Here is a 24,593-nt window from a genome sequence, read left to right as displayed (position 1 = left end):
CGTGACGGACCGGCCGCTGCCTAGGCTGGACACCGTGCCCACCTCGCCCCGCCGTCGCCTGAGCGCCGCGGAACGCCTCGCGCAGATCGACGCGGCGGCGGTGTCCATCGCCCGCACCGACGGTCTCGCCGGGGTGACCCTCCGCGCGGTCGCCGCATCCGTCGGGGTCGCGCCGTCACTCGTGGCGCACTACCGCCCATCGATGGAGTCCCTCGTCGCCGACACGTTCCGCACGATCGCCGCGGCCGAGGTCGCCGAGGTCGCGTCCGTCGTCGGCGCCGAGCCGGCACCCGTGGCCGGGCTCGCGGCGCTCCTGCACGCCGTCAACGACCCGGCGCGCGACGACGTCGCCGCGGTGTGGTCGGACGCCTGGAGCATCGGCCGTGGCAACCCGGAGCTCGCCGACGCCGCCCGGTCCGTGATGGACGACTGGCAGGGTCTGGCACGGTCCGTCGTCGCGTCCGGGGTGGCCGACGGCTCGATGCACACGGACGACCCGGAACGCGTCGCCCTGCTGCTGTTCGCCCTCGTGGACGCGGCGAACGGCTACGCCCTCGTCGACTACCGATCGCGCGCGGAGCGCGACGACCTGGTCGTCACCGCGATCGCTGCCGCCGTCGGCCTCGCGCCAGTGCGGCTTCAGTGAAGGATCTGCCGTAACCTTAACCAACGAGCGAGAGTGGTACAGGATGACGGGGACGACGGCGGTCGAGTGGGAAGCGCACACGCTGCCCCGGCTCGACAACCCGGACCTGCTCTCCCGTCGTCAGCGGGAGACCCGCAGCACACCGTACCGAGCCGCCGTCCCGCCTGCGATCGCCGGACTCGACGTCTCCATCAGCGCACGCTCCCTCGCCGAGGCCACCGACGCATCCGGGGCGATCACCCGCTTCGACGCGGCGTACGCGCACTTCCCCGCCCCGTTCTCCGCGGTGCTCCTCCGGAGCGAGTCCGCGTCCAGTTCCGAGATCGAGCACCTCACCGCGGGCGCCCGGGCGATCTCGGAGGCCGAGATCGACGAGCGTGTCCAGGGCAACGCGCCGCAGATCGTCCGGAACGTCCGCGCCATGGAAGCCGCGATCGCGCTGTCCGACGACATCAGCAACGACACGGTCATCGCCATGCACCACGAGCTCCTCTCCGACACCGCACCGTCGATGGTCGGCCGGTACCGCGACGAGCAGGTCTGGATCGGCGGGCGACTCCCGCACGCCGCGGAGTTCGTCCCGCCGCACCATGCCAGGGTGCCGGACGCGATGGACGACCTGGTGGCGTTCATCCGCCGCGCCGACGTCCCCGTGCTCGTCCAGGCCGCGATCGCGCACGCACAGTTCGAGACCATCCACCCATTCCCGGACGGCAACGGCAGGACGGGCCGAGCGCTCCTCCAGGCCATCCTCCGGCGGGGTCGCGTGCTCCAGCACCTCACGGTCCCGGTGAGCAGCGGACTCCTGACCGATCTCGACGCGTACTTCGGGGCGCTCGACGCCTACCGGCGAGGAAACGCCTCGCCGATCGTCGACGTGGTGGCCGATGCGTCGCTCGCCGGGCTCCGGAACGCCTCCGTCCTCGCCGACGACCTGCGCCAGCTCGAGTCGCGGTGGTACTTCGCGATGCGGGAGCTCCGCGCGGACGCCACGGCTCGGCGGATCGCACGGTTGTCGATCGAGCACCCCGTCCTGAACTCGCGGCTGGCCGTCCAGCGGACCGGTGCCACCCGTCCTGCGGTGCTGAACGGTCTCGCCCAGCTCGTCGACCTCGGCGTGCTCCGACTCGGCAACTCGAAGCAGCGCAACCGCATCTGGATCAACGACGCGGTGATCGACGCACTCGATGCCTTCGCCGACCGCAGCGGACGTCGGCAGCTCCCGCGCTCCTGAACCTCACGCCAGCGGGGCGGCCACCGCGAGCTCACCGTGCTCGACGAGCCACCGGACCGCTTCCTCGACGGTCTCGCCGGCGGTGCGCTGCGGCGCGTAGCCCAGCAGACATCGGGCCTTCTCGATGCTGAACACCTGGCTCCGGGACAGGTGCTCCCAGCTCGCCTCCGCGGCGTCCTGGTCGGTGGTCGCACGGAACCGGTCCCAGGAGACGGACTCGACCCGGGCCTCCCGCCCGAACCAGGACGCGGCGAGCGCCGCGTACCCCCGGACGTTCAGCGCGTCCGCCGCGACCACGGAGAAGTCCTCGCCGGCCGCCGCGTCCCGGTGATCGACCGCGAGCTCGAAGGCCTGCGCGACGTCGTCGGCGTGCACGTGCGCCATCGTCTCGGCACCGAGGCCCGGGACCTCGAGCGGCGCACCAGCAGACAGCGTGCGCCAGACCGACGGGTCGAGGTTGCCGACCGGACCGATCGGCGCCCACCCCGGTCCGCTGATGTGGCCCGGGTGCAGTGACGTCGTGACAACACCCCCATCGGCGGTTTCCTGCTTGAGCATCCGCGCGATCCGGTCCTTCTCGATGCCGTACGTCCCGATCGGCGGCGTCATGGTGTCCTCGGTGATCGGCAGCACCTCGCTCGGGCCGGCCCGCCAGATCGACCCGCAGTGGACCAGGTGCACGTCCGTGCCGCGCAGCCGCTCGACGAGCGCGGTCGCCGACTCGAGCGTGAAGCAGACCAGGTCCACCACCACGTCCGGGTGCAGGGCGGCGACGCGGTCGGGGAAGGAGCCGTCGCGGTCCTCCTGCTCGCGGTCGGCGACGACTTGCTCGACCTGCTCCCACTCGGGTGTGTCGGCGTACGCCCGCCGTGATCCGCGGCTGATGTTGACGACCTCGTGACCGGCGCGGACGAGCCGCGGGACCAGGAACGTACCGATGTGTCCGGTCCCGCCGATGACGACGACGCGCTTGCTGCTGCTCATGCGGCCACCGTAGGCCGGTGCGGATGTGGCGATCCGAGGCGGACGGGAGGCCCGGTGCCAGGCCGCAACGGGCCTCCTGTCCGCCTGTCGGTCACCGTGGCGACATGACGAAGGCCCCCCGGGATCTCTCCCGGGGGGCCTTCTCGATCGCCTGGTGCGCGAGGGGGGACTTGAACCCCCACGCCGTTTCCAGCACACGGACCTGAACCGTGCGCGTCTACCAATTCCGCCACTCGCGCCAGCCCCATGACACTACCATGCACAGACTGCCTCAGCTGACGCCGACTACCATGCAGAGGTCAACGACCGAGAACGTGGGAGACCCATGGGCCTACTGGACAGCTTCGAGCGGGGGCTGGAGCGCGCCGTGAACGGCGCGTTCGCGAAGACCTTCCGCTCCGGCGTGCAGCCGGTCGAGATCTCGAGCACGCTCCGACGAGAACTCGACACGAAGGCTGCCGTCGTCTCGCGCGACCGCATCCTGGTGCCGAACGAGTTCACCGTGCGCCTGGCGCCGCCGGACTTCACCCGCATGAACGACGTCGGCCGACCCCTCATCGACGAACTGACCCAGATGGTGCAGCAGCACGCCGTCGCGCAGAACTACTCGTTCTCCGGTCCGGTCACGATCCGCCTGCAGCAGGACGGCACCCTGTCGACCGGGATCCTGCAGGTGGACTCGACGACCGTGCAGCGCGACGTGGCCTGGGTCGCCGTGCTCGACATCGGGTCGCAGCGCCACCGACTGCAGCGCGGCCGCACCGTCATCGGCCGCGGGACGGACGCCGACATCACCGTCGCGGACACCGGCACGAGCCGGAAGCACGTCGAGATCGTGTGGGACGGCAAGCACGCGCAGGCCAACGACCTGGGGTCCACCAACGGCTCGAAGCTGAACGGTGAGCGCTTCCAGCAGGCGATCGTGGAGCCGGACTCCACCATCGAGATCGGTCGTACCCGTATGGTGTTCCGGGTGATCCCGGAGAACGACGGAGGTGCGCGATGACCACAGGACTGACACTGCTCGTCCTGCGCTTCGCGTTCCTCGCGGTGCTGTGGCTCTTCGTCTTCGTGATCGTGTTCGCGCTCCGGAGCGACTTGTTCGGCCAGCGAGTGCGCACCATCCCCACCGATCCGAAGGGTGCGCCGTCGGGTCCGACGACCCCCACGATCCCGGCCGCCGGCGCCGCAGCGGGCGGTGGCGGGGCATTCACGGACATCATCAGCCAGAGCCCGTCCGCCGGCGCGCAGCCGCCGAGCGGGGACGTCGCGACGCGCCTCGTCATCACCGAGGGCGCGCGCGAGGGCATGGAGATGCCGCTCGGCCGCGGCCCGATCACGATCGGCCGCTCCAGCGAGAGCAACGTCGTCATCCGTGACGACTACACGTCGACGCACCACGCCCGTCTGGAACTCCAGCAGTCCGGGTGGGTCGTCATCGACCTCGAGTCGACGAACGGCACGTTCGTCAACGGTCAGAAGGTGACCGCCCCCGTGACCGTCGCAGAGCGGACGCCGATCACGATCGGGACCACGACGTTCGAGCTGCGGCGGTAACCCCGGATGACGGCTCGCACGCTGAGCGCCGCTGTGTCCCACGTGGGGCGCATCCGCGCGAACAACCAGGACTCCGGCTACGCCGGGGCGCACCTGTTCGCGGTCGCGGACGGCATGGGCGGACACGCCGGCGGCGACGTCGCCTCGGCGATCGCGATCCGTCGCATCCGCGAGGTCGACCGCGAGTTCCCCTCAGCGCACGACGCCGAGTTCGCCCTGCAGTCCGCGCTGATCGCGGCGAACCAGCTCATCACCGAGACGGTGTTCGAGCACCAGGAGCTCACCGGGATGGGCACGACCGTCAGCGCGATGATCCGCGTCGGCGACCAGCTCGCGATCGCCCACATCGGCGACTCCCGCATCTACCGCTTCCGCGACGGCGAACTGCAGCAGATCACCTCGGACCACACCTTCGTGCAGCGGCTCGTCGACAGCGGGCGCATCACCCCGGAGGAAGCGGCGGTCCACCCGCGCCGCTCGGTGCTGATGCGCGTGCTCGGTGACGTCGACGCGGCACCAGAGGTCGACACGGCGATCATGGACATCAAGCCGGGCGACCGCTGGCTGCTCTGCTCCGACGGACTCTCGTCGTACCTGGCAGAAGAGCGCATCCGGCACGCGCTCGCGTCGAACATGGACGCCAACCAGGTCACGCAGCGACTCGTCAAGGAGACGCTCGACCACGGCGCGCCCGACAACGTGACGGTCGTCGCGATGGACGTCACCGACGCCTCCCCGACCGAGGACGACGACGACGCGGCCACGACCGTCGGCTCCGCGGCCGCTCCCCTCACGTTCGAGGCCTCGACCGGCCGCAAGCCGATCCGCCTCCCCACGATCCTGCTGCACCCGCTCAAGGTCACCACCGCCCCGGAGGACTCGCACTTCGAGCCGGAGAGCGACCAGTACTTCGCCGAGCTCATCGCCGAGGACCGCCGTCGCCGGGTGCGCCGTCGGATCAGCTGGACGATCGCGCTCGTGCTCGCCATCGCGGCCCTCGTCGGGGCGGTGTTCCTCGGCTGGCGCATCGTCCAGGACCACTACTACGTCGGATCCGACCGCGGCCAGGTCGCGATCTACAAGGGCGTCCAGCAGCAGATCGGCCCGATCGCGCTCTCCGACGTGTACGAGGACTCCGGCATCGAGGTGTCCGACCTGCCCGAGTACACGCGGGAGAACGTGCGCTCGACGATCAACGCCGCGTCGCTGTCCGACGCGCGGGACATCGTCGACCGCCTCCGGACCGCGGCCGAGACCGGCCAGGACCAGAGCGGCACGGGCGGTGACGGCGGCGCCTCCTCGTCGCCGACGCCCTCGTCGACCCGCTCCGGCTCGCCGACCCCGTCCCCGTCGCCGACCGGTAGTGGCCGATGACCACGACGACGCCCCAGTCCCTCACCCAGGCGATCACGATCAAGCTCCGGGAACCGGCACGCGCCCGGAACCTCGAGCTGTTCCTGCTCGTCATCGCCTGCGGCATCTGCGCCGGCGCGATGGTGCTCGTGCAGCTCGGCACCAAGGGCACGATCTTCGACACCTCGGTGCTCTGGGTCGGTTCGACGATCCTCGGCCTGGCGCTCGTGATGCACATCGTGCTGCGGATCGTCGCGAAGAACGCGGATCCGTTCGTGCTGCCGGTGTCCCTGGTGCTCAACGGCATCGGGATCGCGGAGATCTACCGCATCGACGTCCACAACGGGCTCTCCGGCTGGGACGCGATCGGCGTGAAGCAGATCGTCTGGACCCTGCTGGCGATGGTGTTCGCCATCCTCACGGTCATCCTCGTGCGGAACCACCGGTTCCTGCAGCGGTACCGGTACATCTTCATGTTCCTGACGATCGTGCTGCTCCTCCTGCCGATGCTGCCCGGCATCGGGCTGAACGTCGGCGGCGCCCGCGTCTGGATCAAGCTCGGCCCGTTCTCGTTCCAGCCCGGCGAGCTCGCGAAGATCACGATGGCCCTGTTCTTCGCCGGGTACCTGGTGACCGCGCGCGACAGCCTGTCGATCGTCGGCAAGAAGTTCCTCGGGATGACGTTCCCGCGCGCCCGCGACCTCGGCCCGATCCTCATCGTGTGGGGCGTCGCGATGAGCGTGCTGGTGTTCCAGCGCGACCTCGGCACCGCGCTGCTCTACTTCGGCCTGTTCCTCGTGATGATCTACGTCGCGACCGCACGGCTCAGCTGGGTGCTCATCGGCCTGGTGCTGTTCGTCGGCGGCGCGCTCGTCGCCGCGAGCTCGCTCGAGTACGTGCACGGCCGCTTCGAGCAGTGGCTGAACCCGTTCGCGAACTCCACGTACTACGCCGACACCCAGGCCAGCTACCAGCTCGTGAACGGCCTGTTCGGCTTCGCGAACGGCGGGATCACCGGCACCGGGCTCGGCCAGGGGCGCCCGTACATCACCCCGGTCGCGAACGCCGACTACATCATCTCGTCCCTCGGTGAGGAACTCGGCCTGATCGGTGTCTTCGCGATCCTGGCGCTCTTCATCGTCCTGGTCTCCCGCGGCATCCGCGTCGGCTTCATGGCGCAGGACGACTTCGGCAAGCTGCTCGGGATCGGCTTCGGCTTCACGATCGCCCTGCAGGTCTTCGTCGTCGTCGGCGGCATCACGCGGATCATCCCGGTGACCGGCCTGACGACCCCGTTCATGGCCGCCGGCGGTTCCTCCCTGGTGGCGAACTGGATCATCGCGGCGATGCTGCTGCGGCTGACCGACTCCATCCCCGCGGAACAGCGTGTCCTCTCCGAGCGCGGTGGCCCGAGCGCCACCGACCGGAAGGCCGCCCGCGGGCGGACCAGGAAGGAGCGTCGATGAAACGGCAGCTCCGCGGCGTCTCCACGATCGTCGTGCTCATGTTCGTCGCACTCTTCGTGTCGACGACCTCGATCCAGTTCTTCTCCGCCGACGCGCTCCGCGCCGACCCGCGGAACTCGCGCACCATCCTGGACAGCTACTCGAACAAGCGCGGCGCCATCCTGGTGAACGGCACCCCGATCGCCGAGTCGACCGCCGTCGACGACCAGTACAAGTACCAGCGCAAGTACGCCAACGGCGACCTGTACTCCGCGGTCACCGGGTACTTCACGATCGGCCAGGGCAACTCGGGCATCGAGAGCTCGGAGAACACGGTGCTCTCCGGCAACTCGGACGACTCGTTCTTCCAGAACCTGAACTCGATCCTCACCGGGCAGGACGTCCAGGGCGACAACGTGAACCTGACGATCGACCCCGACGTCCAGAAGGCCGCGTACGACGCCCTCGGGTCGAACACCGGGGCCGTCGTGGCGATCGCGCCGAAGACCGGCAAGATCCTGGCGATGGTGTCGAAGCCGGGCTACGACCCGAACTCGCTCACCTCGCACGACACCACCGACGTGATCGCGCAGTACAAGGCCCTCGAATCGGACGCCTCGAAGCCGCTGCAGAACCGCGCCATCGGCGGTGACCTGTACACGCCCGGGTCGGTCTTCAAGCTCATCGTCGCCTCGGCCGCGCTCGAGAGCGGCGACTGGAACCTCGACTCGACGCTCCCGAACCCCTCGACGCTCCGCCTGCCCGGCACGAGCACGAACATCAACAACGCCGAGGGCGGCAGCTGCGGTGGTGGCGACGAGGTCAAGCTCCGCGTCGCGATCCAGCACTCCTGCAACATCCCGTTCGCGGAGCTCGGACAGAAGCTCGGGTACGACACGATCAAGCGGATGGCCGACAAGTACGGCTTCGGCGACGCGATCGAGGTCCCGATGAAGGCCACCCCGAGCCAGTACCCGGCCGTCGACTCGACCGCGCAGCTCATGCTGAGCTCGTTCGGCCAGGCCAGTGTCCGCGTCTCCCCGCTGCAGATCGCGATGGTCTCGGCCGGGATCGCGAACGGCGGCAAGGTCATGCAGCCCTCGCTCATCGACTCGATCACCACGAGCGACCTGAAGACGGTGGAGTCCTTCTCCCCGAAGCAGTACAGCGACCCGATCTCCTCGGACGACGCCGACGACCTGACCGAGGCGATGCAGAGCGTCGTCAACGCGGGTACCGGTACCAATGCGAAGATCGACGGGGTCGACGTCGCAGGGAAGACGGGAACGGCCGAGAACGGCACGAACGACCCGTACACGCTCTGGTTCACCGGGTTCGCGCCCGCGAAGGACCCGGAGGTCGCCGTGGCGGTCGTCGTCGGGAACGGCGGCGGACTCGGACAGTCCGGCGTCGGCAACACGGTCGCGGCCCCGGTCGCGAAGAAAGTCATGGAGGCGGTGCTGAACAAATGAGACCCACCAGCGGACTCACCTTCGGTGGGCGGTACCAACTCTCGTCCCGGGTCGCCATCGGCGGCATGGGAGAGGTGTGGCAGGCGACCGACCTCGTCATCGGTCGGACGGTCGCCCTGAAGATCCTCAAGGACGAGTACCTCGGCGATCCCGGGTTCCTCGAGCGCTTCCGCGCCGAAGCGCGCCACGCCGCGCTCGTGAACCACGAGGGCATCGCCAACGTCTTCGACTACGGCGAGGAGGACGGCAGCGCCTACCTCGTGATGGAGCTCGTCCCCGGCGAAGCCCTCTCGACCATGATCGAGCGCGAGCACACGCTGCCGGTCGACAAGGTCCTGGACATCGTCGCGCAGACCGCCAACGCCCTGCAGGCCGCGCACGCCGTCGGCCTCGTGCACCGTGACATCAAGCCGGGCAACCTGCTGATCACGCCGGACGGCCGCGTCAAGATCACCGACTTCGGCATCGCCCGGATCGCCGACCAGGTCCCGCTCACCGCGACCGGCCAGGTCATGGGCACCGTGCAGTACCTCTCGCCGGAGCAGGCGAGCGGGCACCCGGCGTCGCCGTCGACCGACATCTACTCGCTCGGCATCGTCGCGTACGAGTGCCTGGCCGGCCGCCGACCGTTCACCGGCGAGTCGCAGGTCGCGATCGCCATGGCGCACATCAACGAGCAGCCGCCGGCGCTCCCCGGGGACATCCCGGAGCCCGTCGCCGCGCTCGTGATGTCCTGCATCGCGAAGAAGCCCGCGGACCGTCCGGCGACCGCGGCGAACCTGGCCCGTGCGGCGCAGGCACTCCGCCGTGGCGACGTCGCCGCCGCGACCGTCGCCGTCCCAGCACTCGGTGGTGCCGGCACCGTCGCGTTCAACCCCCCGCAGGGCAACGACGCGGCGACCGCACTCATCGGCACGCAGGCCGGCGGGACCGTCGGTGGTTCGGCCGGTGGCCCGGGCACGCCCAGCTCCCCGTCCGGCGACGACGAAGAACCGAAGAAGAAGCGCGCCTGGATCTGGTGGGTCGTCGCGGCCGCGGTCGTGGTCGTCGCCGGTGGTGTGATCGCGGCGTTCGCCTTCGCGAACGGCAACGGCGACCCGAAGCCGTCGGCGAGCTCGAGCCAGAGCTCGACACCGCGTCCGACGCGGTCGCAGACGCCGTCGGCCTCGCCGACCCAGGCGACGCGGATCACCGTCAACCAGAGCGACTACGTCGGCAAGAACGCCGAGCAGGCGAAGGCGGAGCTGGACCAGCTCGGGTTCCAGACGAGCATCGCGGACGGCGACGCCGCCCCGAGCTCGGACAAGCAGGGGACCGTGCAGTCGATCAGTCCGACCGGCAGCCTGACGGTCGGCACCGCGATCGTGCTGCGCGCCTACACCGCGCAGCCCACGCTCGAGACCCCGGCAGCACCCACCGCCGGGACCGTGTCCACGAGCGGCCAGGTCACGTTCTCGTGGAGCGCCTACACGCAGTGCCCCGCCGGCTACGAGCTGACCGGGTACACGTACACGATCACCAACGGCACCGACTCGTCCGGCAACAGCTCCGGGGCGACCCGTGGCACGGCGGTCCAGGTGACTGCGGCGCAGCCGGGCGACGTCAGCCTCAGCTACGTCGTGAACTGCGGCGACCTGCAGTCCGCGTCCTCGGACACGGCATCGGCGACGTACGAGCAGCAGCCGACGTCGACCCCGACCGCCGACCCCACCGACGACAGCACGCAGGGCTAGTCCCGACCTGGCCGCGCGGCCGTCCACACCGTTCCGGTAACGGTTCGTCCGGGCGGCCCGCGGCCAGCGTCTCACCAGGGTGCGCTGTCGTACACTTGCCCCCGACGGACATTCGGAGGAGTACGTGCCAGAAGGTGTGACCGCGGGGATCACGCTCCTCGCCAATCGCTACGAGATCGGTGACGTCATCGGTCGTGGCGGCATGGCCACTGTGCACGTGGGGCAGGACACCCGGCTCGGTCGACGTGTCGCCGTGAAGCTCCTCAAGCCGAGCCTCGCCAACGACCCGGCGTTCCGCACCCGCTTCCGGCAGGAAGCCCAGGCGGCCGCCCGGATGGCGCACCCGACCATCGTCCGCGTCTACGACGCCGGTGAAGAGACCGTGACCGAGCAGTCCGGCGCCGAGGTGCAGGTCCCCTTCATCGTCATGGAGTACGTCGAGGGGCGTCCCCTCAGCGACGTCATCGGCGAGGGCCCGGTCGAGCCGGACGAGGCCGTGCGTCTCACCAGCGGCATCCTCACCGCGCTCGAGTACTCGCACCGCGCCGGCGTCGTGCACCGCGACATCAAGCCCGCGAACGTCATGGTGACCCACACCGGCCAGGTCAAGGTGATGGACTTCGGCATCGCCAGGGCCATCACGGACACCTCGGCCACCGTCGCGCAGACCACGTCGATCCTCGGCACCGCGTCGTACTTCTCCCCGGAGCAGGCCCGCGGTGAGACCGTCGACGCCCGCACCGACCTCTACTCGACCGGCATCGTCCTCTTCGAGCTCCTGACCGGCCGCCCGCCGTTCCTCGGGGACTCGCCCGTCGCCGTCGCGTACCAGCACGTCAGCGAGCAGCCCGTCGCCCCGTCGACGATCACCCCGGCCGTCTCGCCCGCCCTCGACGCCGTCACGCTGCACGCCCTCGTGAAGGACCGCACGCGCCGCTTCCAGAACGCCGCGGAGTTCCGCCGCGACCTCGAGCAGGCGGCAGCGGGCCAGGTCCCCGCGTCGACGAAGAAGCTCCAGCGGACCGCGAACGACGCATCGACGATGCTCTTCGGCGTGAACCCCCGCACGACCTCCAACCCGGAAGTCGCGTTCCGGGAACTCGACGACACCCAGGAGCACCGCCCGCAGCGCACGCAGAACCGTCCGCCGGTCGCGTGGATCTGGGTCGGCATCGTCCTGACGATCGCCGTGATCGCTGGTGTGATCTTCTGGGTCGCGAACCTGCAGCCCGGTCAGGCGCCGGTGTCCTCGTCGGTCAGCGTCCCGAACGTCGTCGGCGCCACGTACGACTCCGCCGAGAACGCACTCAAGAAGCGTGACCTCGTCGCGGTCCGCGTCGACGAGAACTCCGACAAGGTGGACAAGGGCTCGGTGATCCGCACCGAACCCGGGTCCGGGACGAACGTCGCGCGGTCCCAGAACATCCGGGTCGTCGTGTCCCTCGGCCCGGAGCAGGTCGCGGTGCCGGACGTCGCGAACCAGGCGCAGGACGCCGCACAGAAGGCCCTCGAGGCCGCCGGCTTCACCATCGGCGCGATCAACACCGACTACTCGCCGTCCGTCCCCGAGGGAACGGTCATGAGCTCCGACCCCGCCTCGGGTTCGTCGCACCCCAAGGGCACGGTGATCAACCTCACCGTCTCCAACGGGCTCGTGCAGCTCCCGGACGTGACGCAGCAGCCGTTCGCCACCGCCAACTCCACGCTCGCCGGGCTCGGTCTCACGGTGACGCCGCAGCCCTCGTACTCGTGCGTCGGCGGGACCGTCACCCAGCAGGACAAGCCCGCCGGGGACGTCGCCCAGGGCAGCACCGTGGCACTGACGTACTGTGCCGCGTCGAACCAGCCGAGCGCGCCGGCCACCTCCACGCCGACCGACGGTGGCGACGACAAGGGCGACACCAACGACGACGGCGGCAACGACGACAAGTGACGTCGTCGGCCGGCGTCGGGGCTGGGCCGCCGGATGTGCGCGCGCAGACGACGAGTGCACGTGCGGGCGCATGTGTACTCGTCGCCAGGACGCGCACTCGGCAACCGGCAGACTCGTCGGCTCGCGTCGGCCGTGGGGCCGGCCATGTCACGGCCGGGAGGCCCGGTGCGGGCCCGCCACGAGCCTCCAGGCCGTCAGACGGTGACGTTCGTGGCCACGGGCCCTCCGCGGATCAGTCGCGCCGAGCGGCGATGAGCGGGCCGAGGCCCGCCGCGCGCTCCGCCGCGCCGGCGAGGCCGGCGGTCTCCAGCCAGTTGCCGACCATCCGGTAGCCGCCCTCGGTCAGGACGGACTCGGGGTGGAACTGCACGCCGTACACGGGGGCGTCCTCGTGCTGGACGCCCATGATGACCCCGCCGGCCGTCCGGGCCGTGACGGCGAGTTCGTCGGGGACGGTTCCGTCGACGATCGCCAGGGAGTGGTACCGCGTCGCGGTGAAGGGGTGCGGGACCCCGGCGAAGAGCGTGCTGTCGTCGTGGTCCACCAGGGACGTCTTGCCGTGCATGAGCTCCTCGGCGTGGGTGACCGTGGCGCCGAGGGCCTCGGCGATGGCCTGGTGCCCGAGGCAGACCCCCAGCAGGGGCTTGTCGACCTCGATGGCGGCACGGACGGTCGCGATCGAGACGCCGGCGTCCGCTGGGGTCCCGGGGCCGGGAGAGAGCAGCACCCCGTCGTACTCGGCGATCCGGTCGGCGATCTCCGACTCGGGGAAGGCGTCGTTGCGCACGACGTCGGTCTCCGCGCCGAGCTGCTGGACGTAGCCGTTGAGCGTGTAGACGAAGCTGTCGTAGTTGTCGACGACGAGGATCCTGGTCATGGTCGGTTCACCGTACTCGTGGGGGTCGTGTGCAGCCTCCGTGGGGCCGGTGCACACACATGTTCACGGTAGGATACCGGCCATGGCCAAGGACAAGGACCGCACCAAGCCCGCCCGGAGGACCCGAGCCGACTCGGTCGACACGGCGGGCGATCAGCCCAATCCCGTGTGGTTCAAGCCGGTCATGTTCGGCTTCATGCTCATCGGGCTCGCCTGGGTGATCGTCTTCTACATCTCGCAGGGCACCCTGCCGGTCCCCTCGCTGAACTCCTGGAACATCCTGATCGGCTTCGGCATCATGTTCGTCGGCTTCCTGATGACCACCCGGTGGCGCTGACCACCCGCTTCGACCTCTCGTCGCCCGCTGCACCGATCGGTGCAGCGGGCGTCGTCGTTTTCCACAGGCTTGCCGGCGCCAGAGGCCCGCTGACCCCGTTCTCCACAGCAATCGGAGTTCTCCACACGACGTTCCACACCCCCGTCCCGGAGTTATCCACAGCTCAGTCCACAATGGGGATAATCACACCCGTGTAACTCAGGGAGTTCTCCACAGGACGAGGAACGCCCCGCCGCTCGCGAAGAGTGACGGGGCGTTCGTGGGTCGTGCTGTGCGGCGGTGTCAGTGCACCGCGATCGCGTACCCGACGTAGGTCAGGGCGATGATCACGACGGCCTCGACGACCAGCAGTGTGATCTGCAGGCCACGCTGCCGGACGTTCCGGGTCTTGGCGAACACGTACCCGGTCACGAAGCCCGCGACGATGCCGCCGACGTGCGCCTGCCAGGCGATGTTCGTGCCGGGCAGGAACCCGATCACCAGGTTCAGGCCCATGATCACGAGCAGGGACACGGCGTTCGAACCGAGGCTCCGCTGCAGCATGAAGAAGGCGGCGAAGAGCCCGAAGATCGCGCCGGACGCCCCGACGACCGATGTGCCGGGGGCGATCAGTGTCACGGCCATGGACCCGGCGAGCCCGGAGATGAAGTACAGCGCCAGGAACCGCCACGTCCCGAGCATGTTCTCGAGCATCCTGCCGAAGATCCACACCGCCCACATGTTGAAGGCGATGTGGAAGATCCCCGAGTGCACGAACAGCGACGTCACCATCCGCCACGGCTGCGTCGGCAGGTACGCGGCGTTGTAGAAGAACAGCTGCGTGAAGAAGCGACCGGACACCTGGTCCAGGAGCCAGATCAGCACCGAGACGGCGACGATGACGACCGTCGCCTTCTGGTCGAGCATGGCGAAGCGCCGCCGTGCGACCGTGAACCCGTTCGGGGCCCCGGACGCACGGCGGTTCGCCGAGAACTGCATGCGGTGTTCGCGCACGCACTCAGGGCAGTGCACCCCGACCGCCGCCGGCGTCTGGCACTCGGTGCAGATCGTCCGCCCGCACCGTTGGCACAGGATGAAGCTCTGCCGGTCCGGGTGCCGGTAGCAGTAGTTGGCCGGGTTGTACGCCTGATCGCTCACAGAGGTCAGACGGACTCGACGTCGATGCTGTTGATGACGACGTCCTCGAGCGGCTTGTCACGGCCGTCGGTGGCCACGCCCTCGATCGCGTCGACGACCTTGCGCGACTCGTCGTCGGCGACCTCACCGAAGATGGTGTGCTTGCCCTGCAGCCAGGGGGTCGCGACCGTGGTGATGAAGAACTGCGAGCCGTTGGTGCCACGGCCACCCTGGATGCCGGCGTTGGCCATCGCGAAGATGTACGGGTTCTGGAAGGTGAGCTCCGGCGAGATCTCGTCGTCGAAGCGGTAGCCGGGGCCGCCGATGCCCTGGCCGAGCGGGTCGCCGCCCTGGATCATGAAGTCCTTGATGATGCGGTGGAAGACCACACCGTCGTAGAGCTTGTCGGTGGAGACCTTGCCCGTCCCCGGGTGGGTCCACTCCTGCTGACCCGTCGCGAGGTCGACGAAGTTCTTGACGGTCTTCGGAGCGTGGTTGCCGAACAGGTTGACGCGGATGTCGCCCTTGTTGGTGTGGATCGTTGCGACAGCGGTGTGCAGAGACATGTTCCGATTCTCGCATGCGTCCGCTGCGTACAGACGGTACCCACAGGTGCGACTCCGTGACCTGTCAGGTGGTGCAGTGGCAGGATGGGACGCACGCCGTTCCGATGGAGGTACCAGATGACGACGATCGAACTCCCGCGCAAGCGTCGCAAGCAGATCAAGAAGCTCAAGGGACAGACCTCGACGCTCCTCACCGAGCAGCGCAAGGTCCTCGAGCACGCGAACGCGATCCTCGCCGAGGCGCGCTCCAACGCTGCCGACGCAGCACGCAAGGACATCGCACCCCGCGTCCAGCACGCGATCGACAGTGGCATCCGCCCGGCTGTCGCCACGGGTGTGCACGCTGCCACCTCGGCAGCGCAGAACGCCTCGCACCGCTTCCAGACCGAGGTCGTGCCGGGCCTCGTGTCCACCGCCGGCTCCGTGCTGAGCGTGGTCGACCTCGCGAAGGACCCCCGGGTCAAGAAGATCGTGAAGGACGCCCAGAAGAAGGGCAAGAAGGCGAAGAAGGCGGCCGTCAAGTACGTGCCCGCCGCTGCGCAGAAGAAGAAGGGCATCGGCTTCGGCGGTGTCGCGCTGATCGTGGTCGGGGTGGTCGCCGTCGCCGGTGCCGCCTACGCCGCGTACCAGACGCTCCGCGCCGACGACGACCTCTGGGTCGCCGACGACGCCGACTCGGCGGACAAGTCCGCCGCCTGACCTCCCCGGTTCGTACGAAGGGCCCCGGCACACGCCGGGGCCCTTCGTCGTCCCGGCCCGCACGCGCCCGCGCACGCGCTCGCGCGGGGCCGAGATCGCACTTCGTGTCGTGTCCCGAGAGGGGCCTCCGACAGAAAGTGCGATCTCACGGGCGGGAGGCTCGTGGCGGGCCCGGCACGAGCCTCCAGCCCGTGGCGCCCCCTGAGAGCCGAGACGCCGCAGACGGCCCGAGACGCCGCCGGCAACGGCGGCGTCTGGCGCACAGAGCGGCGCCACACGCGGAAGGCGGCGCCACGCGCGCAAAGCACAAGCAGAGCCGAGCGCGCAGAGCACGAGCAGAGCGGAAGCCGCCGAGCGGGACACCGCTCGGGCCGAACGAGTGGAGCCTAGGAGAATCGAACTCCTGACATCCTGCTTGCAAAGCAGGCGCTCTACCAACTGAGCTAAGGCCCCGGGAGGGGATGTGGTGGGGCTACAAGGACTTGAACCTTGGACCTCTTCGTTATCAGCGAAGCGCTCTAACCGCCTGAGCTATAGCCCCTCAGACCGGATGAAAGCCTACCGTACGATCTCGCCGGAACGAAATCGAGCCGCAGGCCCACCCGGCCCGGGTGTGTCAGTTGTTCGTGAAGCCCACGAGCAGGCCGCCCGTGATCCGAACACTGAGGTTGTAGAGCACGCTCACGATGGCGCCGAGCACGGTGCCGACGACCACGTTGAGGATGCCCACGACGATGGAGAACCCGAGCACCTGGCCCAGCGAGAACTGGTCCATGATCGAGTAGTTGTTCTGCCCGGTGACGTCCTTCAACAGGGCGTCGATCTGGGTGAACACACCCGTCTGGTTCAGGATGACCCACACCAGCGCCGTGGCGACCACGATCACGATGCTGCCGGCCAGGGCGATGAGGAAGCTCAGCTTCACCATCGACCAGAAGTCGACGTACACGAGCCGCAGTCGGACCTGGCGGGTGCCGACGGGACGCTTCGCCTTCTTCTGGAGCTTCTCGGCGACACTACTCATTGGTTGACTGGTCCTCTCCGGCCTCGTCTACATCAGGCGCGGTGTCGGTGGGATCAGTGGAGTCGGGGGCCGCTTCGGCAGGGCTGACCGTCTCCACCGGGCCCGCGGGCTCGATCTCGGCGTCGTCCTGGTCGTCCAGGTTCCGCTCTGTGTTCCGGGCCACCGCGATGATCCGGTCGTTCTCCGCGAACCTCGCGAAGACGACGCCCATCGTGTCACGACCCTTGGCGGGGACCTCGGCCACGGCAGACCTTACCACCTTGCCCGATTGCAGCACGACGAGCACCTCGTCGTCCTCGCCCACGATGAGAGCCCCCACAAGGTCGCCTCGGTCGGCAGCCAGCTTGGCCACCTTGATGCCGAGGCCACCGCGTCCCTGGATGCGGTACTGGTCGACCGCGGTGCGCTTGGCGTAGCCACCCTCGGTCATCACCCAGACGAACCCGTCGTCCGAGACGACGCGGGCCGCGAGCAGGGAGTCGCCGTCGCGGAAGGACATGCCCTTCACGCCGGAGGTCGATCGACCCATCGGGCGCAGGGTGTCGTTCGTCGCGGTGAAGCGGAGCGACATCCCGTGGCGCGAGACGAGCAGCAGGTCGTCGGACTCGTCCACGAGCAGCGCCGAGCGGAGCTTGTCGCCGTCGCGGAGGTTGATCGCGATGATGCCGCCGGTGCGGTTCGTGTCGTACTCGGTGAGCGCGGTCTTCTTCACGAGGCCCTGCTCGGTGGCGAGCACGAGGTACTGCGCGGCCTCGTAGTCGCGGATGTCCAGGACCTGCTGGATCTGCTCGTCCGGCTGCATGGCGAGGAGGTTCGCCGAGTGCTGGCCCTTGGCGTCGCGCCCGGCTTCCTGCAGCTCGTACGCCTTGGCCCGGTACACGCGGCCCTGGTCGGTGAGGAACAGCAGCCAGTGGTGCGTCGTCGTGACGAAGAAGTGCTCCACGACGTCGTCCGCGCGGAGCTGGGCGCCGCGGACACCACGGCCGCCGCGGTGCTGCGAGCGGTACTGGTCGCTGCGGGTGCGCTTGACGTACCCACCGCGGGTGATGGTGACGACGACCTCTTCCTCGGGGATGAGGTCCTCGATGGACATGTCGCCGTCGTAGCCGAACATGATCTCGCTGCGGCGGTCGTCGCCGAAGCGGTCGACGATCTCGTCGAGCTCCTCGCCGATGATCGACCGCTGGCGCGTCTCGGAGCCGAGGATGTCGTTGAAGTCCGCGATCTTGAGCTCGAGGGCCTCGGCTTCCTCGTGGATCTTCTGGCGCTCGAGGGCGGCCAGACGACGCAGCTGGAGCTCGAGGATCGCGCGGGCCTGGATCTCGTCGACGGACAGCAGGTCCATCAGGCCGGTGCGGGCTTCCTCGACGTCGGGCGACCGACGGATGAGCGCGATGACCTCGTCGAGGGCGTCGAGCGCCGCCAGGTACCCACGCAGGATGTGCGCGCGCTTCTCGGCCTCGCGCAGCCGGTACTGGGTACGGCGGACGATGACGTCGATCTGGTGGTCGACCCAGGCGGAGATGAAGCCGTCGAGCGCCAGGGTGCGCGGGACACCGTCGACGATCGCGAGCATGTTCGCGCCGAAGTTCTCCTGCAGCTGCGTGTGCTTGTACAGGTTGTTCAGGACGACCTTGGCGACCGCGTCGCGCTTCAGCACGATGACCAGGCGCTGGCCGGTACGACCGGAGGTCTCGTCGCGGATGTCCGCGACGCCGGCGAGACGGCCGTCCTTGACGAGCTCGGCGATCTTGATCGCGAGGTTGTCCGGGTTGACCTGGTACGGCAGCTCGGTGACGACCAGGCAGGTGCGGCCCTGGATCTCCTCGACGCTGACGACGGCGCGCATCGTGATCGAGCCGCGGCCCGTGCGGTAGGCGTCCTGGATGCCCTTGGTGCCGAGGATCTGCGCCCCGGTCGGGAAGTCCGGTCCCTTGATGCGCTGCATGAGCGCGCCGAGGAGTTCTTCACGCGTGGCATCGGGGTGCTCGAGCGCCCACTTCGCGCCGGCGGCCACTTCCCGCAGGTTGTGCGGCGGGATGTTCGTCGCCATGCCGACCGCGATGCCGACCGAGCCGTTGACCAGCAGGTTCGGGAAGCGGGCGGGCAGGATCGCAGGCTCCTGCGTGCGGCCGTCGTAGTTGTCCTGGAAGTCGACGGTTTCCTCGTCGATGTCCCGGACCATCTCCATGGCGAGCGGGGCCATCTTGGTCTCGGTGTACCGCGGGGCCGCTGCGCCGTCGTTGCCGGGCGAACCGAAGTTGCCCTGGCCGAGCGCGAGCGGGTAGCGGAGCGACCACGGCTGCACCAGGCGGACGAGCGCGTCGTAGATGGCGCTGTCACCGTGCGGGTGGAACTGCCCCATGACGTCGCCGACGACGCGCGAGCACTTGGAGAACGCGCGGTCCGGGCGGTAGCCGCCGTCGTACATCGCGTAGATCACGCGGCGGTGCACGGGCTTCAGGCCGTCGCGGACCTCGGGCAGCGCGCGACCGACGATGACGCTCATCGCGTAGTCGAGGTACGAGCGCTGCATCTCGAGCTGCAGGTCGACCTGCGAGATGCGGTCACCGGAGACGACGATGTCCCCGCTGTCGCCGTGCACGATCTCGGGCTGCTCGTCGGCGCCGGTGTCGTTGTCGTCAGCCATGTGGCTTCGTTCCCTTTCTGCACGGTCTGGAGGCCGTGGTGCCGTCAGTCGCGCCGGGCGCGACCACAGGTGGTCCGGACTGGTCCGCGCGGCTCACGCCGCGCAGCCGGCCCCTAGATGTCGAGGAAGCGGACGTCCTTGGCGTTCTGCTGGATGAACTGACGACGTGCGTCGACGTCCTCACCCATCAGGGTCGCGAAGACGCTGTCCACCGCGGCCGCGTCCTCCAGCGTGACCTGGAGCAGGGTGCGGGTGTCCGGGTTCATCGTGGTGTCCCAGAGCTCCTTGTAGTCCATCTCGCCGAGGCCCTTGTAGCGCTGGATCCCGTTGTCCTTCGGGATGCGCTTGCCGGCGGCGATGCCCGACTGCAGCAGGGCGTCGCGCTCACGGTCGCTGAACACGTACTCGTGCGCGGAGTTCGACCACTTCAGGCGGTACAGCGGCGGCTGCGCGAGGTACACGTACCCGCGCTCGATGAGCGGCCGCATGTAGCGGAAGAGCAGCGTCAGCAGGAGCGTGGTGATGTGCTGGCCGTCGACGTCGGCATCGGCCATCAGCACGATCTTGTGGTAGCGGGCCTTGTCCGGGTCGAAGTCCTCACCGATGCCGGCACCGAACGCCGTGATCATCGACTGGATCTCCTGGTTCGCCAGGGCACGGTCGAGGCGCGCCTTCTCGACGTTCAGGATCTTGCCGCGCAGGGGCAGGATCGCCTGGGTCATCGGGTTGCGGCCCTGCACGGCGGAACCGCCGGCCGAGTCGCCCTCCACCATGAAGATCTCCGACAGCGTCGGGTCCTTCGACTGGCAGTCCTTCAGCTTGCCCGGCATGCCACCGGACTCGAGCAGGCCCTTGCGGCGGGTGGTCTCGCGGGCCTTGCGGGCGGCGAGGCGCGCCTGCGATGCCTGGATGGCCTTGCGGACGACGTCGCGGGCCTGGGTCGGGTTGCTCTCGAACCAGTGCGTGAGCTCCGTGCCGACGACGCGCTGCACGAAGGACTTCGCCTCGGTGTTGCCGAGCTTGGTCTTCGTCTGGCCCTCGAACTGCGGTTCGCCGAGCTTGACGGAGATGACGGCGGTCAGTCCTTCACGGATGTCGTCACCCGTGAGGTTGTCGTCCTTCTCCTTGATGATCTTGGCTTCACGCGCGTAGCGGTTCACGAGCGTGGTGAGCGCTGCGCGGAACCCTTCTTCGTGGGTGCCGCCCTCGTGCGTGTTGATCGTGTTCGCGAAGGTGTGGACGCTCTCCTGGTAGGAGGTGTTCCACTGCATCGCGACCTCGAGCGCGATCTTGCGCTCGGTGTCCTCTGCCTCGAAACCGATGACGTCCGGGTGGACCAGGTCCGCCTTCTTCTGCGCGTTGATGTACTCGACGTAGTCGGCGAGACCGCGCTCGTAGCGGAAGGAGTCGTGGCGCGACTCTTCCCCTTCGTCCGGTGTGCGCTCGTCACGGAGGTTGATCCGGAGCCCCTTGTTCAGGAACGCCATCTGCTGGAACCGGGCGCGCAGGGTCTCGTAGTCGAAGACGACCGTCTCGAAGATCTCGGCGTTCGGCCAGAACGTGATGGTGGTGCCGTGGTCGTCGGATGCCTCGTCCTTGGACAGGGGCGCGACCGGGACACCGTCGGTGTAGCTCTGACGCCACACGTGGCCCTGCTGGCGGACCTCGACGTCGAGCTCCGAGCTCAGCGCGTTCACGACGGAGGAACCCACGCCGTGCAGACCACCGGAGACCGCGTACGCGCCGCCGCCGAACTTGCCGCCGGCGTGCAGGACGGTCAGGACGACCTGGACGGTCGAGACGCCCTCGGCCGCGTGGATGCCGACCGGGATGCCACGGCCGTTGTCGACCACGCGGACGCCGCCGTCTTCGCGGATGGTGACGTCGATGGTGTCGCAGTACCCGGCGAGGGCCTCGTCCACCGAGTTGTCGACGATCTCCTGCACCAGGTGGTGGAGACCACGGGGACCGGTGGACCCGATGTACATGCCCGGGCGCTTGCGGACTGCCTCGAGCCCTTCGAGCACCTGGATCTGGTCTGCGCCGTACGACGGTTCTTCTGCGGCGGGGTTGCCGCGGGGGTCCTGTCGGTCCTCTTCAGATCCTGATGCCATGTCGAGAGTGCTCCTGCCTGCGCGCGGAACGCCCGCGCACTGCACCGCCCAGTCTATCGCAGGAGGCCATCTCCCGAGGGCGAAAACGGCCCCTGGACGGCCGATTTCGCGACCAGAGGATGATTTCGTCTGCTCAACCGTAGGTGTCGCGAGGACCGCGCCCCTGGACCGTCCTGGGACCCCGTTTCCAGGTGGGGGCGTCCGGGCCGGAAACCCGGATCGACTCCACGCCCGCTTCCGGGTGCCGCTCCGCGATGGTCGTCGTGACGCTCGCACGCATCAGCCGGAGCTGCGTCGCCCACGCCGTCGAGTCGCACCGGATGACGAGTGCGCCGTCCTCGATCGTGACCGGGCGGGAGTGCTTGGCGAGCTCGTCGCCGACGACGCTCGGCCAGTCCACGAAGAGTTCGGACCGCGCGAGCGGCTCGGTCCACCCGAGTTCGGCGGCGAGGGAACCGACGATGTCGCCGAGGCCCTTGGGCTCGCGCCCGCGGCCGTACGGCACGGTGTCCGCGTCGATCTCCTTGGCCCGGCGACGACGGGCGTCGACACCGCGCTTCGCCGGGTCGCCGAAGACGGCCTTGAGGTGCTGGTACACCCGGCTCGGCTCGGTGGGCTTCCACGGGCGCGGCATCAGGCGCCGGCTTCCGTCGCGTGGTCTGCCGCGGTGTCGTCCGGACGGGAGGCCGTGGTCGACTCCGTCTCCTCGGTCACGATGGTGCCGGACTCGATCCGGACGGTGTGCGCCGCCAGCTGCGCCGGCACGTCGCCGAACACCGCTGCCGTGATGAGCACCTGCTCGTAGTCCGCCACCGCGTTGCCCAGTCGCTCACGCCGTGATTCGTCGAGCTCGGCGAACACGTCGTCGAGGATGATGATCGGGTCGCCGAGGGTGGACTCGGCGCGCAGGATCGATGCGCTCGCGAGCTGGATCGCCAGCGCGAAGGACCAGGACTCGCCGTGACTGGCGTATCCACGGGCAGGTAACCCGTTCAGGGTGAAGAGCACGTCGTCCCGGTGGGGGCCGGCGAGCGTCAGCCCGCGGTCGAGTTCGTCGCGTCGCCGTCGTTCGAGCGCGCCGCGGAAGGCCTCGGCCGCTGCCGGGACGGAGACCGGTTCGTCCGGGGTCCCGAGGACGGGGTCGGTCGCGGCGGCGTCCTCCGGGTCGCCCCCGCGGACGCTCAGCACGCCGGTGATCGACGCTTCGTGGCGCTCACCGGCGACGGTCGCGTACGCCTCGGCGACGAAGGGTGCGAGTCGGCGCGTGAGGTGGTCGCGCGCGGCGATGATCTCGGAGCCGAACGCCACGAGTCGTTCGTCCCACACGTCGAGCGTCGCGAGCGAACCGGACTTCGCGCCGGTCGCCCGCGCGGACTTCAGCAGGGTGTTCCGCTGCCGGAGGGTGCGGTCGTAGTCGGCGATGACACCCTGCATCCGGGGCGCGATCTGGACGAGGAGCTCGTCGAGCATCCGGCGTCGGCCGGCCGGTTCGCCACGGACCAGCGCGAGGTCCTCCGGCGCGAACAACACGCTCGAGCAGTACCGCGGCAGCTCGCGCGGCTTGATCGCGGCCCGGTTGATCTGCGCCCGGTTCGACCCCGAGCGGTTGATCTGTACCTCGGCGAGGATGCTGCGGTCGTCGTGGGCGAGCCGTGCGCGGATGATCGCCGCGTCGCAGCCCTGTCGGACGAGGGCCGCGTCGGTGGGGACGCGGTGCGAGCCGAGCGTGGACAGGTAGGCGATCGACTCGACCAGGTTGGTCTTGCCCTGGCCGTTCCGCCCCACGAAGAGGTTCGGCCCGCGTACGAGGTCGACGTCCGCCTCCCGGTAGTTCCGGAAGTCGGTCAGTTGGAGATGGTCGACGTGCACGCGGGCCGAGGCCGGGTTTCCCCGGGAAGTCCTAGGACTTCTTGACGGCGTGGCCGCCGAACTGGTTGCGGAGCGCCGCGACGGCCTTCATCGTCGGGGACGCGCTGCCCTGACGCGAGACGAAGCGCGCGAAGATCGACGCGGAGAGCGCCGGCATCGGCACGGCGAGCTCGATGCCCTCTTCCAGGGTCCACCGGCCCTCGCCGGAGTCCTCGACGTAGCCCTCGAGCTCGGCGAGCTTCGGGTCCTCGTTGAGGGCCAGCACCATGAGGTCGAGCAGCCAGGAGCGGACGACCGTGCCGCGCTGCCATCCGGCGAAGACGGCGGGGACGTCGGTGATCAGGTCCTTGGCCTCGAGGAGCTCGTAGCCCTCACCGTAGGCCTGCATGATCGCGTACTCGATGCCGTTGTGCACCATCTTCGCGTAGTGACCGGCGCCGATCGGGCCGGCGTGCGAGAAGCCCTCTTCGCGGGGGCCCTCGGGACGGAGCGCGTCGAAGACCGGCATGGCGAACTCGACGTCCTTCGCGTCACCGCCGACCATGAGGCCGTAGCCGTTGTCCTTGCCCCAGACGCCACCGGAGACGCCGGCGTCCATGTAGCGGATGCCGCGCGCACCGAGCTGCTCGGCGTGCGTGGTGTCGTCGAGCCACTTCGAGTTGCCACCGTCGATCACCAGGTCGCCCTCGGCGAGGACGCCGGCGAGCTCGGTGATCACGTCGTCGGTGATCTTGCCGTGCGGGACCATGACCCACACGAGCTTCTGACCCTCGGGCAGCGCGGCCGCGAGGTCGGCGAGGCTGGCGACATCGGAGACGGCGGGGTTGGCGTCGTACCCGGTGACCTCGATGCCTGCGTTGCGGAGACGGGCACGCATGTTGTTGCCCATGCGACCGAGGCCGACAAGACCGATGTGCATGATTTCCTCTTCTGTTCGTCGTCGCGCTGATGCAGGGGGTGGGGCGTCAGCGCAGTGTGCGGCTG

General features: G+C 69.2%; 21 protein-coding genes and 3 tRNA genes. 11 read left to right on the top strand and 13 right to left on the bottom strand.

From position 1 onward, the window contains the following. Positions 1–34: 34 nt before the first annotated feature. Together ACIPJY_RS11790 and ACIPJY_RS11785 are read left to right on the top strand one after the other, a co-directional pair. Entirely contained in the window at positions 35–646 is a 612-nt protein-coding gene (locus ACIPJY_RS11790) for a TetR/AcrR family transcriptional regulator (protein WP_400464295.1), read from the top strand. 43 nt (positions 647–689) lie between these two features. Next, complete coding sequence (locus ACIPJY_RS11785; protein ID WP_400464297.1) at positions 690–1,880, top strand: Fic family protein; 1,191 nt, start codon at positions 690–692, stop codon at positions 1,878–1,880. A gap of 3 nt (positions 1,881–1,883) precedes the next feature. Here the strand turns inward: ACIPJY_RS11785 and ACIPJY_RS11780 are convergent, their stop codons facing one another. Next, a complete protein-coding gene (locus ACIPJY_RS11780; protein WP_400464300.1) occupies positions 1,884–2,864 on the bottom strand; it encodes an NAD-dependent epimerase/dehydratase family protein in 981 nt (326 codons plus the stop codon). Positions 2,865–3,016: 152 nt separating this feature from the next. Next, positions 3,017–3,103 (bottom strand) — tRNA-Leu (locus ACIPJY_RS11775). An 86-nt stretch (positions 3,104–3,189) separates the two neighbouring features. Between ACIPJY_RS11775 and ACIPJY_RS11770 the strand changes: the two genes are divergently transcribed. The 7 genes from ACIPJY_RS11770 (at position 3,190) to pknB (ending at position 12,357) form a co-directional block, all read left to right on the top strand. Further along, on the top strand, positions 3,190–3,870 hold the full coding sequence (locus ACIPJY_RS11770) for a DUF3662 and FHA domain-containing protein (RefSeq protein WP_123655038.1): 681 nt from the start codon (positions 3,190–3,192) through the stop codon (positions 3,868–3,870). After that, positions 3,867–4,421, top strand: coding sequence for an FHA domain-containing protein (locus ACIPJY_RS11765; protein WP_400464303.1), 555 nt, complete (start codon positions 3,867–3,869; stop codon positions 4,419–4,421). The genes ACIPJY_RS11770 and ACIPJY_RS11765 overlap by 4 nt, the downstream gene beginning before the upstream one ends. Positions 4,422–4,427: 6 nt before the next feature. Beyond that, the gene (locus ACIPJY_RS11760) at positions 4,428–5,795 is read left to right on the top strand and encodes a Stp1/IreP family PP2C-type Ser/Thr phosphatase (RefSeq protein WP_400464306.1); all 1,368 of its coding nucleotides are present in this window, start codon (positions 4,428–4,430) and stop codon (positions 5,793–5,795) included. Then, positions 5,792–7,240: an FtsW/RodA/SpoVE family cell cycle protein gene (locus ACIPJY_RS11755; RefSeq protein ID WP_400464309.1), complete on the top strand. Its 1,449-nt coding sequence runs from the start codon at positions 5,792–5,794 to the stop codon at positions 7,238–7,240. The genes ACIPJY_RS11760 and ACIPJY_RS11755 overlap by 4 nt, the downstream gene beginning before the upstream one ends. Then, on the top strand, positions 7,237–8,691 hold the full coding sequence (locus tag ACIPJY_RS11750) for a peptidoglycan D,D-transpeptidase FtsI family protein (protein WP_400464312.1): 1,455 nt from the start codon (positions 7,237–7,239) through the stop codon (positions 8,689–8,691). The genes ACIPJY_RS11755 and ACIPJY_RS11750 overlap by 4 nt, the downstream gene beginning before the upstream one ends. Beyond that, positions 8,688–10,424, top strand: a complete 1,737-nt coding sequence (locus ACIPJY_RS11745) for a serine/threonine-protein kinase (protein WP_400464315.1) — start codon at positions 8,688–8,690, stop codon at positions 10,422–10,424. The genes ACIPJY_RS11750 and ACIPJY_RS11745 overlap by 4 nt, the downstream gene beginning before the upstream one ends. Before the next feature lie 124 nt (positions 10,425–10,548). Continuing rightward, positions 10,549–12,357 (top strand): Stk1 family PASTA domain-containing Ser/Thr kinase, encoded by a 1,809-nt coding sequence (gene pknB / locus ACIPJY_RS11740; protein ID WP_400464318.1) that lies wholly within the window; start codon positions 10,549–10,551, stop codon positions 12,355–12,357. Between the two features lie 232 nt (positions 12,358–12,589). On the opposite strand, the gene ACIPJY_RS11735 is transcribed toward pknB, so the two are convergent. Further along, positions 12,590–13,234, bottom strand: coding sequence for an anthranilate synthase component II (locus tag ACIPJY_RS11735; RefSeq protein ID WP_400464321.1), 645 nt, complete (start codon positions 13,232–13,234; stop codon positions 12,590–12,592). An 82-nt stretch (positions 13,235–13,316) separates the two neighbouring features. Here ACIPJY_RS11735 and ACIPJY_RS11730 point away from each other — a divergent pair, with 82 nt between their 5' ends. Next, positions 13,317–13,571 carry a cell division protein CrgA gene (locus tag ACIPJY_RS11730; protein WP_400464324.1) on the top strand — a complete coding sequence of 85 codons (255 nt, stop codon included), beginning with the start codon at positions 13,317–13,319 and terminating at the stop codon, positions 13,569–13,571. Between the two features lie 282 nt (positions 13,572–13,853). On the opposite strand, the gene ACIPJY_RS11725 is transcribed toward ACIPJY_RS11730, so the two are convergent. Both ACIPJY_RS11725 and ACIPJY_RS11720 read right to left on the bottom strand, forming a co-directional pair. Next, positions 13,854–14,564 (bottom strand): rhomboid family intramembrane serine protease, encoded by a 711-nt coding sequence (locus ACIPJY_RS11725; protein WP_400464327.1) that lies wholly within the window; start codon positions 14,562–14,564, stop codon positions 13,854–13,856. Between the two features lie 149 nt (positions 14,565–14,713). Further along, a complete protein-coding gene (locus tag ACIPJY_RS11720) occupies positions 14,714–15,253 on the bottom strand; it encodes a peptidylprolyl isomerase (RefSeq protein WP_123655029.1) in 540 nt (179 codons plus the stop codon). Positions 15,254–15,370: 117 nt separating this feature from the next. On the opposite strand from ACIPJY_RS11720, the gene ACIPJY_RS11715 reads away from it, so the two are divergent. Continuing rightward, a complete protein-coding gene (locus ACIPJY_RS11715; RefSeq protein ID WP_400464331.1) occupies positions 15,371–15,952 on the top strand; it encodes a hypothetical protein in 582 nt (193 codons plus the stop codon). Positions 15,953–16,332: 380 nt separating this feature from the next. Here the strand turns inward: ACIPJY_RS11715 and ACIPJY_RS11710 are convergent. The 8 genes from ACIPJY_RS11710 to gnd form a co-directional block, all read right to left on the bottom strand. Then, positions 16,333–16,405 (bottom strand) — tRNA-Ala (locus tag ACIPJY_RS11710). Between the two features lie 11 nt (positions 16,406–16,416). Beyond that, positions 16,417–16,493 (bottom strand) — tRNA-Ile (locus ACIPJY_RS11705). 75 nt (positions 16,494–16,568) lie between these two features. Further along, positions 16,569–16,976 (bottom strand): DUF3566 domain-containing protein, encoded by a 408-nt coding sequence (locus ACIPJY_RS11700; protein ID WP_070417462.1) that lies wholly within the window; start codon positions 16,974–16,976, stop codon positions 16,569–16,571. Next, positions 16,969–19,626: a DNA gyrase subunit A gene (gene gyrA, locus ACIPJY_RS11695; RefSeq protein WP_400464334.1), complete on the bottom strand. Its 2,658-nt coding sequence runs from the start codon at positions 19,624–19,626 to the stop codon at positions 16,969–16,971. Before gyrA ends, ACIPJY_RS11700 begins: the two co-directional genes overlap by 8 nt. A 113-nt stretch (positions 19,627–19,739) precedes the next feature. Next, complete coding sequence (gene gyrB, locus ACIPJY_RS11690; protein WP_400464337.1) at positions 19,740–21,740, bottom strand: DNA topoisomerase (ATP-hydrolyzing) subunit B; 2,001 nt, start codon at positions 21,738–21,740, stop codon at positions 19,740–19,742. A gap of 133 nt (positions 21,741–21,873) precedes the next feature. Continuing rightward, positions 21,874–22,374, bottom strand: a complete 501-nt coding sequence (locus ACIPJY_RS11685) for a DUF721 domain-containing protein (RefSeq protein ID WP_400464340.1) — start codon at positions 22,372–22,374, stop codon at positions 21,874–21,876. Then, on the bottom strand, positions 22,374–23,609 hold the full coding sequence (gene recF / locus ACIPJY_RS11680) for a DNA replication/repair protein RecF (protein WP_400464343.1): 1,236 nt from the start codon (positions 23,607–23,609) through the stop codon (positions 22,374–22,376). The genes ACIPJY_RS11685 and recF overlap by 1 nt, the downstream gene beginning before the upstream one ends. A gap of 31 nt (positions 23,610–23,640) precedes the next feature. Continuing rightward, positions 23,641–24,528, bottom strand: a complete 888-nt coding sequence (gene gnd / locus ACIPJY_RS11675; protein WP_400464346.1) for a phosphogluconate dehydrogenase (NAD(+)-dependent, decarboxylating) — start codon at positions 24,526–24,528, stop codon at positions 23,641–23,643. Positions 24,529–24,593 lie beyond the last annotated feature (65 nt).

It is taken from the genome of Curtobacterium sp. NPDC090223 (assembly GCF_044746585.1).
In the GTDB taxonomy this organism is placed as follows: domain Bacteria; phylum Actinomycetota; class Actinomycetes; order Actinomycetales; family Microbacteriaceae; genus Curtobacterium.
The sequence above is the reverse complement of the archived record's forward strand: the minus strand, read 5'-3'. Positions and strand labels throughout refer to the sequence as shown.

Coding starts and splice junctions, on each gene's coding strand:
- ACIPJY_RS11785 (WP_400464297.1), top strand. CDS start 690: ATGACGGGGACGACGGCGGTCGAGTGGGAAGCGCACACGCTGCCCCGG.
- ACIPJY_RS11780 (WP_400464300.1), bottom strand. CDS start 2,864: ATGAGCAGCAGCAAGCGCGTCGTCGTCATCGGCGGGACCGGACACATC.
- ACIPJY_RS11770 (WP_123655038.1), top strand. CDS start 3,190: ATGGGCCTACTGGACAGCTTCGAGCGGGGGCTGGAGCGCGCCGTGAAC.
- ACIPJY_RS11765 (WP_400464303.1), top strand. CDS start 3,867: ATGACCACAGGACTGACACTGCTCGTCCTGCGCTTCGCGTTCCTCGCG.
- ACIPJY_RS11760 (WP_400464306.1), top strand. CDS start 4,428: ATGACGGCTCGCACGCTGAGCGCCGCTGTGTCCCACGTGGGGCGCATC.
- ACIPJY_RS11755 (WP_400464309.1), top strand. CDS start 5,792: ATGACCACGACGACGCCCCAGTCCCTCACCCAGGCGATCACGATCAAG.
- ACIPJY_RS11750 (WP_400464312.1), top strand. CDS start 7,237: ATGAAACGGCAGCTCCGCGGCGTCTCCACGATCGTCGTGCTCATGTTC.
- ACIPJY_RS11745 (WP_400464315.1), top strand. CDS start 8,688: ATGAGACCCACCAGCGGACTCACCTTCGGTGGGCGGTACCAACTCTCG.
- ACIPJY_RS11735 (WP_400464321.1), bottom strand. CDS start 13,234: ATGACCAGGATCCTCGTCGTCGACAACTACGACAGCTTCGTCTACACG.
- ACIPJY_RS11730 (WP_400464324.1), top strand. CDS start 13,317: ATGGCCAAGGACAAGGACCGCACCAAGCCCGCCCGGAGGACCCGAGCC.
- ACIPJY_RS11720 (WP_123655029.1), bottom strand. CDS start 15,253: ATGTCTCTGCACACCGCTGTCGCAACGATCCACACCAACAAGGGCGAC.
- ACIPJY_RS11715 (WP_400464331.1), top strand. CDS start 15,371: ATGACGACGATCGAACTCCCGCGCAAGCGTCGCAAGCAGATCAAGAAG.
- ACIPJY_RS11700 (WP_070417462.1), bottom strand. CDS start 16,976: ATGAGTAGTGTCGCCGAGAAGCTCCAGAAGAAGGCGAAGCGTCCCGTC.
- gyrA (WP_400464334.1), bottom strand. CDS start 19,626: ATGGCTGACGACAACGACACCGGCGCCGACGAGCAGCCCGAGATCGTG.
- gyrB (WP_400464337.1), bottom strand. CDS start 21,740: ATGGCATCAGGATCTGAAGAGGACCGACAGGACCCCCGCGGCAACCCC.
- ACIPJY_RS11685 (WP_400464340.1), bottom strand. CDS start 22,374: ATGCCGCGCCCGTGGAAGCCCACCGAGCCGAGCCGGGTGTACCAGCAC.
- gnd (WP_400464346.1), bottom strand. CDS start 24,528: ATGCACATCGGTCTTGTCGGCCTCGGTCGCATGGGCAACAACATGCGT.